Raw genomic sequence first — 14,436 nt, 5'->3', positions numbered from 1 at the left:
GGCGCGGCGGTCCGCCGGGGCAGGACCCGGCAGGTCCTGCCCCGGCGGACCGGTGGTCAGCCCGTCACGACAGTGGCGGGTAGGCGTTCTTCATCAGCTCCTGGAACTGGGCGGAGAACCAGTGCCCGGAGATCGGGGCGTCGCCCAGCGCACCCGACATGTTGTTGTCGTTGCGCGGGTTGCCGGTGTACGTCGGGTCGCACATCCGGTCGAAGCCCTTGCCCTCGTCGTTCTCGATGTGCTCGCTCGCCCCGTCGGACTCACCCGGGGGCTTCATCCACACGTAGGCGTCGATCCCGGGCTCCGGGGAGGCCTGCGGCCGCTCGCCGAGGCCGGCTCCCGCCTGGTTGCACCAGTTGCCGGTGTTGAAGCGGCGGTCGTAGCGGCCGCCGTCGACGTAGGTGTCCACGCTGGTCGTGGCGCCGGGACCGGTGGGCCGGTTCGCGCCGCCCCAGCCGTTGCGGGAGGTGTCGATCAGCATGCCGATGCCGGAGTCGAAGCCGATCGAGACCAGCTTCTCGCGCAGCGCCTGGGCGTACGACAGCTCGTCGACGTAACGGTTCCAGCTGACCCACTTGGACTCGCGCACCGACTTGCCGGCCACGCTGTCGCTGATGGAGAAGTGGTCCTCCTTCAGCGCGCTGTAGTTGGCCGTGTTGGCGATGAAGCCGTGCACGTCGGCGACGGTCGCGCCCTCGGCGGTCGCGGCCTGCTTGAACATGTCGGCGGAGGCGCCGAAGTTGTCGTCCCAGCCCAGCCAGCCGTGGTGGCCGGCGTCCACGTAGTTGTAGACGTTGGGCACGTCGCCGAGCTTGTTCAGGGCGTAGCCGACGCCCTTGACGTAGTTGCCGTTGGCCTTCATCACGTCGCAGTTGGGCGTGACGGTGGGCCGCGGGGAGACGTTGGTGACCAGGTTCGGCAGGGAGTCGATCTCGACCGTGGTGACGATCCGCAGGTCGGCGTACTTCTCGTCGGCGAGGATGGCCTTGATCGGGTCGATGTACTGCGTCTTGTACTTGTCGATCTCCGTCGGGCCGAGTTCGCCGTTGGAGGCGAGGGCGGCGCAGTCACGGCCGGGCAGGTTGTAGATGACGAGCTGGACGACGAGCTCGCCGGAGCCCTTCTGCGTGAGCGCCTCGTCGAGGTGGTCGCGCAGGCCCATCTTGCCGTTGGCGCCCTCGATGGCGGCGATGCGGTCCAGCCAGACACCGGTCGGCTGGTTCGCGATGCGGCTGCCGCCCGGCTCGGCGGCCGCCTTCTCGGACCACTCGGGGTTCACGTACACCTTGGCGCCGTCGTAGGGGTTGTTCACCCGGCCGGTCGGGTCCGGCGGCGGGTCGGTGGGGCCGCCGCCGGAGTCGACGTTGCAGGTCACGCCGTCGAGGGTGAAGGTGGCGGGGACGGCGTTGCTGCCGCTGTAGGTGCCCTGGAAGCCGAAGGTGGCCGAACCCCCGGTGGCGAGGGTGCCGTTGTAGGACTCGTTGGCGGCGGTGACGTTCGCGCCGGACTGGCTCACCTTGGCGTTCCAGCCGCTGGTGACCTTCTGGTTGCCGGCGTAGGACCACTTCAGCGACCACGACGACTTGGCGGCGCTGTTGTTGGTGATCGTCACGGACGCGGTGAAGCCGGAGCCCCAGTCGTTCTGCACCTTGTAGTCCACGGTGCAGGGGACGGCGGCAGCCGCGCCGGCGGCGCCTGGGGCGGCGGCGATCGCCGTCCCGGTGGCGCCGGCGACCAACGCCATGGCGGCGAGAAGCGCGGTTCTGGTGCGACTCATCGTGCGGGTTTCCTATCCGTAGGGGGCTGTCCTTCTTGGGCGCGCGCGGACGATCGCACGGCCTGGTGCCTCACGGGTGGGGGTGCCGTTCAGACCTGATGGGGGCAGGCCCGCGGTGCCGGCCGGGGGGTTCCGGGCAGCACGGACGGCACATGGATCCCACGGAACGAGCGACCCCGCGTCAGGTGCTCCACACGTGCACGGGGGTGGCTAAAAGTACTGAACGCGGGGGGTGGCGCATCGAGCGACTCCTTGCAGCTCGGACGCGTCGTGACGGACGCGTCGACTGATGGAACCGCTCCCACTGGTGCACATGAAGCTAGCGCCAAGTGACGGTAAAGAACAGAGGGTGAACCGACTTTCACGCAAGTCGAACCGTCGAATGTTTTCGATTCGCCACAAGGCTTGACCACCCCCCACCCCGTCCCCACTATGGGAGCGCTCCCACTGGTTCAAGGCTTGACATGTACGAGTCGCAGGAGGAACCAGCATCATGCATCCCCCACCCAGGAGACGCGGAGGCTTACGGAGGTCGCTGACAGCCGTCGCCGCCGCTCTCGTGCTTCCGCTGACCATGCTCTCGACCGGCTCGACCCCCGCTCAGGCGGCCGCCGTCCAGTGCAGCGTCGACTACAAGACGAACGACTGGGGTTCCGGTTTCACCGTGGACCTCACCCTCACCAACCGCGGTACGGACGTCATCGACGGCTGGACCCTGACGTACGACTACACGGGCAACCAGAGACTCTCGAACGGCTGGAACGGCAGCTGGTCGCAGTCCGGCAGGACCATCACCGTGAAGGACGCCGGGTACAACGCCCGGATCGCCGCCGGCGCCGCCGTCACGACCGGCGGCCAGTTCACCTACAGCGGCAGCAACGCCGCTCCCACGTCGTTCGCCATCAACGGCACCCCCTGTGTCGGGGCCCACCAGCCGCCGGTCACCGTGCTGACCAGCCCCGAGGCCGGTGCCGTCTACACGCAGGGCGAGACGGTCCCGCTCGCCGCCACCGCGGCGGCGGCCGACCGGGCCACCGTCACCAAGGTGGAGTTCTACGACGACACCACGCTGCTGGGCACGGACACCAGCTCGCCCTTCACGCTCTCCGCCTCTGGTTTGACCGTGGGCAGTCATTCGCTGGTGGCGAAGGCGTACGACAGCATGGGCGCCTCCGCCTCCTCGACGCCGGTCGGCATCACGGTCGCCTCGGGTCCCGCCGTGGTGGCCACGCCGTCCCAACTCGGCGTCCAGCAGGGCGAGTCGGGCTCGTACGAGGTGAAGCTGTCCAAGCAGCCGGCCTCGAACGTGACCGTCACGACGGCCCGGGCGAGCGGCAACTCGGGACTGTCGGTCTCCGCCGGCGCCTCGCTCACCTTCACGCCGTCGAACTGGAACACCGCGCAGGAGGTGACGATCACCGCCGACTCCTCGGGCAGCGGCTCGGCGGTCTTCGAGTCCTCGGCACCGGGCCACGCCAAGGCGGCGGTCACGGTGACGCAGCTGGGCGCCGAGAAGACGTACGACGCGCGCTTCCTGGAGCTGTACGGGAAGATCACCGACCCGGCGAACGGCTACTTCTCGCCGGAGGGCATCCCGTACCACTCGGTGGAGACGCTGATCGTCGAGGCACCGGACCACGGCCACGAGACCACCTCGGAGGCGTACAGCTACCTGCTGTGGCTCCAGGCCATGTACGGCAAGGTGACCGGTGACTGGTCGAAGTTCAACGGGGCCTGGGAGATCATGGAGAAGTACATGATCCCGACCCACGCCGACCAGCCCACCAACTCCTTCTACAACGCCTCCAAGCCGGCGACGTACGCGCCCGAGCACGACACCCCGAACGAGTACCCGTCGCAGCTCGACTCCGGCGTCTCGGTCGGCCCCGACCCGATCGCGTCCGAGCTGAAGTCCGCCTACGGCACCGACGACGTCTACGGCATGCACTGGATCCAGGACGTCGACAACGTCTACGGCTACGGCAACTCGCCCGGCAAGTGCGAGGCGGGCCCCTCGGACACCGGACCGTCGTACATCAACACCTTCCAGCGCGGCCCGCAGGAGTCGGTGTGGGAGACCGTCACCCAGCCCACCTGCGACGCCTTCAAGTACGGCGGGAAGAACGGCTACCTGGACCTGTTCACCAAGGACGCCTCGTACGCCAAGCAGTGGAAGTTCACCAACGCCCCGGACGCCGACGCGCGCGCCGTGCAGGCCGCGTACTGGGCGGACCTGTGGGCCAAGGACCAGGGCAAGGGCTCCCAGGTCTCCGCGACCGTCGCCAAGGCCGCGAAGATGGGTGACTACCTGCGCTACGCCATGTACGACAAGTACTTCAAGAAGATCGGCAACTGCACCAGCCCGTCCTGCCCGGCCGGCACCGGCAAGGACGCCTCGCACTACCTGCTCTCCTGGTACTACGCCTGGGGCGGCGCCACCGACACCTCGGCCGGCTGGGCCTGGCGCATCGGCTCCAGCCACGCGCACGGCGGCTACCAGAACCCGCTGGCCGCGTACGCGCTGAGCCAGTACGCGCCGCTGAAGCCGAAGTCGGCGACGGGCGCGGACGACTGGGCCAAGTCGATGCAGCGCCAGCTGGAGTTCTACCGGTGGCTGCAGTCCGACGAGGGCGGCATCGCGGGCGGCGCGACCAACAGCTGGGCGGGCCGGTACACGGCCCCGCCGTCCGGCACGCCGACCTTCTACGGCATGCACTACGACGAGAAGCCGGTCTACCACGACCCGCCGTCCAACCAGTGGTTCGGCTTCCAGGCGTGGTCGATGGAGCGGGTCGCCGAGCTGTACCAGCAGACCGGCAACGCGCTCGCCAAGTCGGTCCTCGACAAGTGGGTCGACTGGGCGCTGTCGGAGACGACGGTCAACCCGGACGGTTCCTTCCGGATCCCGTCGACGCTGCAGTGGTCGGGCAAGCCCGACACCTGGAACGCGTCGTCGCCCGGCGCCAACAGCGGGCTGCACGTCACCGTCGCCGACTACACCAACGACGTCGGTGTGGCCGCGGCGTACGCCAAGACGCTGACGTACTACGCCGACCGCTCCGGTGACACCGAGGCGGCGGCCACCGCGAAGGCGCTCCTCGACGGCATGTGGGAGAACAACCAGGACGCGCTCGGCATCGCCGTCCCGGAGACCCGCGCCGACTACAACCGCTTCGACGACCCGGTCCACGTCCCGAGCGGCTGGACCGGCACCATGCCCAACGGTGACGTGATCAACTCGTCGTCGACGTTCGCGTCGATCCGTTCCTTCTACCAGGACGACCCGGCGTGGTCGAAGATCGAGTCCTATCTGGCGGGCGGCGCCGCGCCCACCTTCACGTACCACCGGTTCTGGGCCCAGGCCGACATCGCCCTGGCCATGGGCTCGTACGCGGAGCTTCTCGAATAGCCCCCGCCGACGCTCCGCGTACCGGCCCCGGCACCTGACGCCGGGGCCACACACGGCCGGGCGGTCCCACGCGCGCACGGTGGGGCCGCCCGGCCCTCGCACGCTCCCCACTCCCCCCTCCCCCCAAGAGGAAGGAACTCCCGTGCGAAGAACCCGTGTCCTCACGGCCGTGCTCGCGCTGGCGGCCGGTCTGCTCGCCGGCGGCCCGCCCGCCCTGGCCGCCGACACCCCACAACCGGCCGGCACGCTCGCCGCCGACACCTACACCTGGAAGAACGCGCGCATCGACGGCGGCGGCTTCGTGCCCGGCATCGTCTTCAACCGCGGTGAGAAGGACCTGGCCTACGCCCGCACCGACATCGGCGGCGCCTACCGCTGGCAGGAGTCCACGAAGACCTGGACCCCGCTGCTCGACTCGGTCGGCTGGGACGACTGGGGGCACACCGGTGTGGTGAGCCTCGCCTCCGACTCCGCCGACCCCGACCGGGTGTACGCGGCGGTCGGCACGTACACCAACGACTGGGACCCGACGAACGGCGCCGTCCTGCGCTCCACGGACCGGGGCGCGAGCTGGAAGAAGGCGGACCTGCCGTTCAAGCTCGGCGGGAACATGCCGGGGCGCGGCATGGGGGAACGGCTGGCGGTCGACCCCCACGACAACGACGTGCTGTACCTGGGCGCGCCCAGCGGCCACGGGCTGTGGCGGTCGACCGACGCGGGCGCCACCTGGTCGGAGGTGACGGCGTTCCCCAACCCCGGGGACTACGCGCAGGATCCGAGCGACACCTCCGGGTACGCGTCCGACAACCAGGGCATCACCTGGGTCACCTTCGACGAGTCGACGGGCGGCGACGGGTCGGCGACGGAGACGATCTACGTCGGGGTCGCCGACAAGGAGAACGCCGTCTACCGGTCGACGGACGCGGGCGCGACCTGGCAGCGGATCGCCGGGCAGCCGACGGGATACCTCGCGCACAAGGGCGTCCTCGACGCCGAGAACGGCTACCTGTACCTGGCGTACAGCGACACCGGCGGCCCGTACGACGGCGGCAAGGGGCGGCTGTACCGGTACGCGACGGCGACCGGCACCTGGACGGACATCAGTCCGGTGGCGGAGGCCGACACCTACTACGGCTTCAGCGGCCTCACCGTGGACCGGCAGAACCCGGGCACGGTGATGGCGACGGCGTACAGCTCCTGGTGGCCGGACACGCAGATCTTCCGCTCGACGGACAGCGGCGGCACCTGGACGCAGGCGTGGAGCTACACCTCGTACCCCAGCCGCGAGAACCGCTACACGATGGACGTCTCGTCCTCCCCCTGGCTGACCTGGGGCGCGAACCCGTCGCCGCCGGAGCAGACGCCGAAGCTGGGCTGGATGACGGAGGCACTGGAGATCGACCCGTTCGACTCCGACCGGATGATGTACGGGACGGGCGCGACGATCTACGGCACGGAGAACCTGGGGAACTGGGACTCCGGGTCGAAGTTCACCATCACCCCGATGGTGCGCGGCCTGGAGGAGACGGCCGTCAACGACCTGATCTCCCCGCCGTCGGGCGCCCCGCTGATCAGCGCGCTCGGTGACGTCGGCGGCTTCCGGCACACGGACCTGACCAAGGTCCCGCCGATGATGTTCACCCAGCCGAACTTCACCTCGACGACCAGCCTCGACTTCGCCGAGTCCGACCCGAACACGGTGGTCCGGGCCGGCAACCTGGACTCCGGGCCGCACATCGCGTTCTCGACCGACAACGGCGCCAACTGGTTCGCGGGCACCGACCCTTCGGGCGTGAGCGGCGGCGGGACGGTCGCGGCGGCGGCCGACGGCAGCCGGTTCGTGTGGAGCCCGCAGGGCGCGGGTGTGCACTACGCGACCGGGTTCGGCACGTCCTGGTCGGCGTCGAGCGGCATCCCGGCGGGGGCGGTCGTGGAATCCGACCGGGTGGACCCGAAGACGTTCTACGGCTTCAAGTCCGGGAAGTTCTACGTCAGTAAGGACGGCGGCGCGACGTTCACGGCCTCGTCCGCGACGGGGCTCCCGGCCGGTGACAGCGTGCGCTTCAAGGCACTCCCGGGTGCGAAGGGCGACGTGTGGCTGGCGGGCGGGGCGAGCGACGGGCCGTACGGCCTGTGGCACTCCACGGACTCGGGTGCGACGTTCACCAAGCTGTCGAACGTCGACGAGGCCGACACCGTGGGCTTCGGCAAGGCGGCGCCGGGCGCCTCGTACCAGACGCTCTTCACCAGCGCGGAGATCGACGGCGTACGCGGCATCTTCCGCTCCACGGACAAGGGCGCGACCTGGACCCGGGTCAACGACGACGCCCACCAGTGGGGCTGGACGGGCGCGGCCATCACCGGTGACCCGCGGGTCTACGGCCGGGTGTACGTGGCGACCAACGGCCGCGGTGTCGTCTACGGCGACACCTCGGACACCGGCACGGACCCGGAGGAACCGGAAGAGCCCGAGGAGCCGGAGGAGCCCGGTCCGTCGGGTGCCTGCGCGGTGACCTACAAGATCACCAACCAGTGGGGCGACGGCTTCCAGGCCGACGTCCAGCTCACCAACACGGGCTCGGCCACCTGGAACGGCTGGTCCCTGACCTGGTCCTTCGCGAACGGCCAGAAGATCTCCCAGCTCTGGAACGGGTCCCCCACCCAGTCCGGTCCGGCGGTGACGGTACGCAACACCGACTGGAACGGCACGGTGGCGGCGGGCTCGTCGGTCGCCTTCGGTTTCACGGCGACCCGCTCCGCGACGAACACGGCGCCGACCGCCTTCGAACTGGGCGGACGGGCCTGCGCGGTGCGCTGACCACGTGGAAAGCCCCCGGCCCGCCCGTACACCGGTACGGGCGGGCCGGGGTCGTGCTCTGCGGGTCCGCTCAGGGGGTGAAGACCGAGGGCCTGGGCGGGGTGGGCATGCCGGCGCCGATGAGGAAGCCGGTGTGCGGAGGCTGGTTGTAGGCGGTGTTCTGCCAGGCCAGGGACGTGCGGTAGAGGGTGTCGTGGAGGAGGGTGGTGATGCGGCGGTCCGTGTCGTGGGGGGTGGAGTAGATGCGCAGGTTCTTGTTGTCACTGGTGCGCCAGACGACCTCCTCGCGCCAGTCGCCCAGGATGTCACCGGACAGGACCGGGGTGGCCTTGGTGCCGTTGTTCGAGGAGACGCCCGAGCCGGTCAGCAGACGGGTGTCGGAGGACGTGCCGTACTTGTCGATGTGGGTGCCGTCGAGGAGTTCGCGGACCGGGTCGCCGTCCCACCAGGACAGGAAGTTGGTGGAGGAGGGCTTGCGGCCCTTGGTGGCGCCGCCCTCGTCTCGGATGCCGCCGTCGGAGGAGGACCACATCTCCGGGCCGGAGTTGCCCGACCAGATGTCCCCCGCGACTCCGCGGCCGTTGTCGCAGCAGGCGGAGAGCTTCCAGCGGACCGTGCCGTTCGCGGGATTGATGTACAGCGCGGCGGGCTGGCTCGTGGACTCGGAGACCTTGTAGTACTCCAGGCCGGACGTCGACGGGTCGAGGTCGCCGAGGTGCTGGGCGTCGCCGTGGCCGGTCTTCGTGGTCCACAGTCCGTTGCCGTTGTCGTCGACGGCCATCGAGCCGTAGACGATCTCGTCCCGGCCGTCGTTGTCGACGTCCCCGACGGAGAGGGCGTGGGAGCCCTGACCGTCGTAGCCCTTGCCGCTGTTGGTGGAGGAGTTGGTGTCGAAGGTCCAGCGGCGGGTGAACTGGCCGCCCCGCCAGTCCCAGGCCGCGATCACCGTGCGCGTGTAGTAGCCGCGCGCCATGATCAGGGAGGGGCGGGCGCCGTCCAGGTAGGCGGTGCCGGCGAGGAAGCGGTCGACGCGGTTTCCGTAGGAGTCGCCCCAGGAGGAGACGGTGCCGCGGGCCGGGACGTAGTCGACGGTGCCCATCGCCTTGCCGGTCTGCCCGTTGAACATGGTCAGGTACTCGGGGCCGGACAGGACGTATCCGCCGGAGTTGCGGTGGTCGGCGGAGGAGCTGCCGATGACCGCGCCGGTGCCGTCCTTGGTGCCGTCGGCGGTCTTCATGGCGACCTCGGCCCTGCCGTCGCCGTCGTAGTCGTACACCTGGAACTGCGTGTAGTGGGCGCCGGAGCGGATGTTGCGGCCCAGGTCGATGCGCCACAGCCGGGTGCCGTCCAGCTTGATGCCGTCGACGATCGTGTTGCCGGTGTAGCCGGACTGGGAGTTGTCCTTGGCGTTGGTGGGCTGCCACTTGAGCACGAGGTCGAGGGCGCCGTCGCCGTCGAGGTCGCCAACGGAGGCGTCGTTGGCCTCGTAGGTGTAGGAGACGCCGTCGGGGGTGGTGCCGCCGGACGGCGGGCTGATCGGCACGTCCTTGTAGCCGGCGCGGAACTGGATCGCGTGCACCGAGTCGCCCTGCTCGGTGCCGTTCACCACCGCGCGGACGGTGTAGTCGGCGTGGGAGGGCGCGCCGGAGTGGAAGAACGTCGTGGTGCCGGTGATCGGGCTGGAGTTGACCTTGGTGCCGGCCCGGTAGACGTTGAAGGCGACGCCGTCCGGGTCGGTGCCGAGCCAGCGCCAGCTGACCAGGTTCCCGCTGCCGGTGTACACGCTGACGACGCCGCGGTCCAGCTTCTCGACCTGCCGTGCGGTGGCGGCCTCGGCGGACGCCTGTGACAGCGCGGTCAGACCGGCGCCGGCCAGCGCCGCCGCGGCGAGTGCCGCGGGCAGGACGAGACGGCGTCCGCGGTGCCTGTGGGGGTGGGTCACGGGACGGACCTCCTGGGAGGACGGATGGGTTCCGCCCCTCAGTCGCCGCCGGGGCGCTCCGGGTTGCCGTCCTCCCGCTTCCGGTACGCCCGGAGGCGGAACACGGGGTCCGGGCGGGGCCGTTCCTGGTCCGGGAGTGCCGCCAGGCGGGCGGCGAACTCCTCGGCGATCGGCTCTCCGGGCGGCAGGGTGACGAACCAGCCGCGCCGCAGGTCCGCGATGGTGCGGCGAGGGCTGCGGCCCTGCCCGTGCCCCCGGAAGCGGGCCTCCCCCGCGGGCAGCAGACCGTGCGCGGCGGCGCAGGCGTCGACGGCGTCGGGGTCGTCGGGGACCGGGCTGCGCGGACGGGCCGCGAGGACCTCGTCGATGTCGCTGCCGACGTTGTGCGAGGCGCCCTTGTGGACGGTGGTGACGTACACCCCGCCGGGCCGCAGCACGCGGGCGCACTCGGCGACGGCCGCCCGTACGTCCCCGGGCCCCGACAACAGGTGCAGCAGCCACACGCTGACCACGGCGTCGAACCGGGCGTCCGCGAAGGGCAGCCGGCGGCTGTCCGCGCGGACCACCGCGCCCGGCAGACGGGTGACGGCCATCCGGGTCATCGCCGGGGAGAGGTCGGCGCCCGTCACCCGCAGACCGGCGCGGGCGGCGGCCAGCCGCCGGGTCACGATGCCGGTGCCGCACGCCACGTCCAGCAGTTCCCGCGCGCCGCCCGGTACGAGGCCCAGCACGGCGTCGGCGGCGGCCGCCGCCCGTGGTTCACCGCCGCGTGAGGCGTCGTACCGTTCCGCTTCCTCGTCGTAGTCCAGCACGCGCCTCAGTGTGCACCGTGTCCGGGGGCCAGGTCCTCCACCCTGCGGGCGAGCTCGAGGTCCTTCTCCGTGACGACGCCACCCGCGCTGTGGGTGTGCACGGACAGGGTCACCGTGTCGTAGCCGAGGGTGAGGTCGGAGTGGTGGTCGAGCTCCTCCTGCACCTGGGCGATGTGGACGACCATCGCGGTCGCCGCGACGTGCGAGCCGAGCCGGTAGGCGCGGGTGATCCGGTCACCCTCGAGCGACCAGCCCGGCAGCTCGGCCAGCCGCTCCTCGATCTCCTTCCGCGACAGCGGTCCGACGGGCATGGGCTGCGCTCCTTCACCGGTCCGGATCTCGCGATCCCGTGATGTCGTGCGGGACTCCCAGGCTGCCACAGAAGACCCCCCGGGACCCTGGCGGGAGCGGGCGCCTCCCCGGTACGGCTGTTCCTCGATTACCGTCCTGCCATGACCACTGTCACGTTCGGTACCGCTTCCCGCACCGGGGGCGTGGGCCCGCTGCTGCGCGCCTGGCGGGAGCAGCGGCGGGTCAGCCAGCTGGAGCTGGCCCTGCGCGCCGACTCCTCCGCCCGGCACATCAGCTTCATCGAGACCGGCCGCTCCCGGCCCAGCGAGGAGATGGTGCTGCGGCTGGCCGAGCACCTGGACGTCCCCGTGCGGGAGCGCAACGCGCTGCTGCTGGCGGCCGGTTACGCGCCGCACTACCCGCACACCCCGCTGGACGACCCCGCGCTGGACGTGGTGCGCGAGGGCGTCGAGCGGCTGATCACCGGCTTCGAGCCGTATCCGGCGCTGGTGGTGGACGCGGTGTACGACGTCGTGGCGGCCAACCGGGGGGTCGTGGCGCTGTTCGACGGCGTCCCGGAGTCCCTGCTGACGCCGCCGCTGAACGCGGTGCGGCTCACCCTGCACCCGCGGGGGCTGGCGCCGCGGATCCGGAACCTGCGGGAGTGGCGCGGGCACCTGCTGGAGCAGATGCGGCGGCAGATCGCCCTGCACCGCTCGGAGCGGCTGCGGGCGCTGTACGACGAGGTGGCGGCGTTCCCGGTGCCGGACACCGCCGGCCACCGGGAGGAACCGGCCGAGCCGGTGGCGTACTTCGCGCTGCCGATGCTGATCGAGCACGGGGGGCGGACGCTGTCGTTCGTGTCGTCGATCTCCACGTTCAACACGCCCATGGACGTGACCGTCGCCGAGCTGGCCGTGGAGACGCTGCTCCCGGCGGACCCGGCGACGGCCAAGTACCTTCAGTCCTGGCTGAGCTGACGCTCCTTCAGCGCCACGTGCTGGAGCAGGGCGAAGCCCGCCACGGTGAGCGCCTGGAGGACCGTCCACACGGCGCCCGCCGTGGTCGGGGTGAGCCACAGCGCGAGGGCGGCGATGCTCACCGCCGTCCAGGCGAGGTTGGCCTCGACGACGATCCGCACGCCGGGCGCCGGCGGGTGCGGCCGGGCGGCCAGCAGGCCCACGCCGGCCGCGTACACCGCGAGGAAGGCGCCGAGCCCGAGCAGCAGGCCCGGACCGGCCCCGAGGAACCGGCCGAGCGGTCCGGAAAGGGCGAGGTAGGCGACGGCGTTGGCACCGGTCACCACGGCGTCGAGGGCCAGGAAGCGGCGCAGCATCCGCTGCGGCTCCACGGTCCGGGCGAGCACGGCGAGCTGGGTCACGGACATGATGAATCACCCTCCGTCGGGATCGGTCGCCGGATCCCGGGCCGGAGTGCGCCGGCCCGGAACCCGGTGCGTCCACGATCCCGCGCGGGCGGAACCGGGTCGATTACCTCCCGGGTCATGCGGCGGGGACCGGAAGGCCGGTGAAACGGGGCGGTCGCCTGCGGCTCGTGAGAGGGCGTGAGAGGGTCGGGAGAACATGACAGACTGGCCCCGCAGGCCGGGGCTCGTCGGGGAGGCGTGGCGTGAGTGAGCGGCGGGCCGCACCCACCGTGGGCCAGGTGGTCCTGGGAAGGCGGCTGCAGGAACTGAGGGAGGCGGCGGGCCTCTCACGGGAGGAGGCAGCCCGCGTCCTGCGGGTGGCGCCCGCGACCGTCCGGCGGATGGAGACCGCCGAGGTCGCGTTGAAGATCCCGTACGTCCAGCTGCTGCTGAGCGCCTACGGGGTGCCCGAGGACGAGTCCGCCGCGTTCGTCGAGCTCGCCGAGGAGGCGAACCGGCCGGGCTGGTGGCAGCGGTACGGCGACGTGCTGCCCGAGTGGTTCAGCATGTACGTGAGCCTGGAGGGCGCCGCCCGCATCATCCGCTCCTACGAGCCGCACTTCGTGCCGGGGCTGCTGCAGACCGAGGGGTACGCGCGCGCCGTGCTGGAGGCCGGGACGGTCGGGAACATCGGGCCCGAGGCGGTCGAGCGGCACGTGGCGCTGCGCATGGAGCGCCAGCGGCTGCTGGAGCGCCCCGACCCGCCGCACCTGTGGGTGCTGATGGAGGAGACGGTGCTGCGGCGTCCGGTGAGCATCGACGGCCGGGTGATGCGCGACCAGCTCGACAAGCTCCTCGAGTACTCCGCGCGGGACCGGATCACGCTGCAGATCGCCGAGTTCGCGGACGGGCCGCACCCGGGGACGTACGCGCCGTTCTCGCTGTTCCGGTTCGCCGAGCCGGAGCTGCCGGACATGGTGTTCACCGAGTACCTGACCGGCGCCCTGTACCTGGACTCCCGCAAGGAGGTGTCGGCGCACCTGGAGGTCCTGGACCACATGACGGCGCGGGCGGCCTCGGCGCAGCGCACCGAGAAACTGCTGCGGGAGTGCCGCGAGCACTACTGAGCCGCGCGCCCGGGCAAGCCTTCGCATCCACGAAGTCCATGAAGTCCACGAAGTCCACGAGGAGAGCACGCCCATGACCGGATCCGGTACCGCGCCCGTCCACATCGACACCAGCCGGCCGCATCCGGCCCGGGTCTACGACTGGTGGCTCGGCGGCAAGGACAACTACCCGGTGGACGAGGATCTGGCGCGGAAGATCCTCGCGGCGGACGGCACGGTGTTACGCGGGGCGCGGGCCAACCGCCGGTTCATGCACCGGGCCGTGCGCACCGTCGCCGAGGCGGGGATACGCCAGTTCCTGGACATCGGCACGGGCATCCCCACGGAGCCCAATCTGCACCAGGTGGCGCAGGGCGTCGCCGCGGAGGCCCGGGTGGTGTACGCGGACAACGACCCGATCGTGCTGCGGCACGCCGAGGCGCTGCTGCACGGCACCGCCGAGGGCAGCACGCGGTACGTGCACGCCGACGTGCGGGACGCCGACACGCTGCTGCGCCGGGCCGCCGAGTCGCTGGACCTCGGCCGGCCGGTGGCGCTGTCGCTGGTGGCGCTGACCCACTACCTGGACGACGATCCGGACGGCGACGACGTGTACGGCCTGCTGGAGCGGTACACGGCCGCGCTGGCGCCGGGCAGTTACCTGATCCTCTCCCAGGTCACGCCCGATCTCAGCCCGGAGGCCGTGGAGCGGGCGGCAGCCCTGTTCGAGCGCGGCGGCACGCCCTTCCACCCGCGCTCGCTGGCCGCGTTCTCGCGCTTCTTCACCGGCCTCGAACTGCTGGGCCCGGGGGTGATCCCGGTGCACGGGTGGCGTCCGGAGGCGGAGGACGTGGCGGCGCAGGCGGAGGGCATCGTGCCGGTGTACGCGGGGGTCGCCCGCAAGCCCTGACCGGT

The 14,436-nt window shown here is 71.2% G+C and carries 10 protein-coding genes; 5 read left to right on the top strand and 5 right to left on the bottom strand.

Translation table 11 applies throughout. The features are described from left to right. Positions 1-64: 64 nt before the first annotated feature. Positions 65-1,777: a glycoside hydrolase family 6 protein gene (locus ACH5AO_RS26465; protein WP_398928781.1), complete on the bottom strand. Its 1,713-nt coding sequence runs from the start codon at positions 1,775-1,777 to the stop codon at positions 65-67. A 493-nt stretch (positions 1,778-2,270) separates the two neighbouring features. On the opposite strand from ACH5AO_RS26465, the gene ACH5AO_RS26460 reads away from it, so the two are divergent. Then, complete coding sequence (locus ACH5AO_RS26460; protein WP_398928778.1) at positions 2,271-5,186, top strand: glycoside hydrolase family 48 protein; 2,916 nt, start codon at positions 2,271-2,273, stop codon at positions 5,184-5,186. Positions 5,187-5,328: 142 nt separating this feature from the next. Then, on the top strand, positions 5,329-8,004 hold the full coding sequence (locus tag ACH5AO_RS26455; RefSeq protein WP_398928776.1) for a cellulose binding domain-containing protein: 2,676 nt from the start codon (positions 5,329-5,331) through the stop codon (positions 8,002-8,004). A 70-nt stretch (positions 8,005-8,074) separates the two neighbouring features. Here the strand turns inward: ACH5AO_RS26455 and ACH5AO_RS26450 are convergent, their stop codons facing one another. From ACH5AO_RS26450 to ACH5AO_RS26440, 3 genes are read right to left on the bottom strand one after another with little or no spacing between them, the layout of a single operon-like run. Continuing rightward, a complete protein-coding gene (locus tag ACH5AO_RS26450) occupies positions 8,075-9,946 on the bottom strand; it encodes a rhamnogalacturonan lyase (RefSeq protein WP_398928774.1) in 1,872 nt (623 codons plus the stop codon). Between the two features lie 38 nt (positions 9,947-9,984). After that, entirely contained in the window at positions 9,985-10,758 is a 774-nt protein-coding gene (locus ACH5AO_RS26445; protein ID WP_398928771.1) for a class I SAM-dependent methyltransferase, read from the bottom strand. Between the two features lie 5 nt (positions 10,759-10,763). Further along, on the bottom strand, positions 10,764-11,069 hold the full coding sequence (locus tag ACH5AO_RS26440; RefSeq protein WP_398928769.1) for a 4a-hydroxytetrahydrobiopterin dehydratase: 306 nt from the start codon (positions 11,067-11,069) through the stop codon (positions 10,764-10,766). A gap of 141 nt (positions 11,070-11,210) precedes the next feature. Between ACH5AO_RS26440 and ACH5AO_RS26435 the strand changes: the two genes are divergently transcribed. Beyond that, positions 11,211-12,029 carry a helix-turn-helix domain-containing protein gene (locus tag ACH5AO_RS26435; protein ID WP_398928767.1) on the top strand — a complete coding sequence of 273 codons (819 nt, stop codon included), beginning with the start codon at positions 11,211-11,213 and terminating at the stop codon, positions 12,027-12,029. Here the strand turns inward: ACH5AO_RS26435 and ACH5AO_RS26430 are convergent. Beyond that, complete coding sequence (locus ACH5AO_RS26430; RefSeq protein ID WP_398928764.1) at positions 12,011-12,436, bottom strand: hypothetical protein; 426 nt, start codon at positions 12,434-12,436, stop codon at positions 12,011-12,013. The two genes, ACH5AO_RS26435 and ACH5AO_RS26430, sit on opposite strands and share 19 nt — an antisense overlap. Before the next feature lie 242 nt (positions 12,437-12,678). Between ACH5AO_RS26430 and ACH5AO_RS26425 the strand changes: the two genes are divergently transcribed. Further along, complete coding sequence (locus ACH5AO_RS26425; RefSeq protein ID WP_398928763.1) at positions 12,679-13,542, top strand: helix-turn-helix domain-containing protein; 864 nt, start codon at positions 12,679-12,681, stop codon at positions 13,540-13,542. A gap of 73 nt (positions 13,543-13,615) precedes the next feature. Further along, complete coding sequence (locus ACH5AO_RS26420; protein WP_398928761.1) at positions 13,616-14,431, top strand: SAM-dependent methyltransferase; 816 nt, start codon at positions 13,616-13,618, stop codon at positions 14,429-14,431. Positions 14,432-14,436 lie beyond the last annotated feature (5 nt).

This window comes from Streptomyces sp. NPDC018964 (genome assembly GCF_044390325.1).
Classification (GTDB): Bacteria; Actinomycetota; Actinomycetes; order Streptomycetales; family Streptomycetaceae; genus Streptomyces.
The sequence above is the reverse complement of the archived record's forward strand: the minus strand, read 5'-3'. Positions and strand labels throughout refer to the sequence as shown.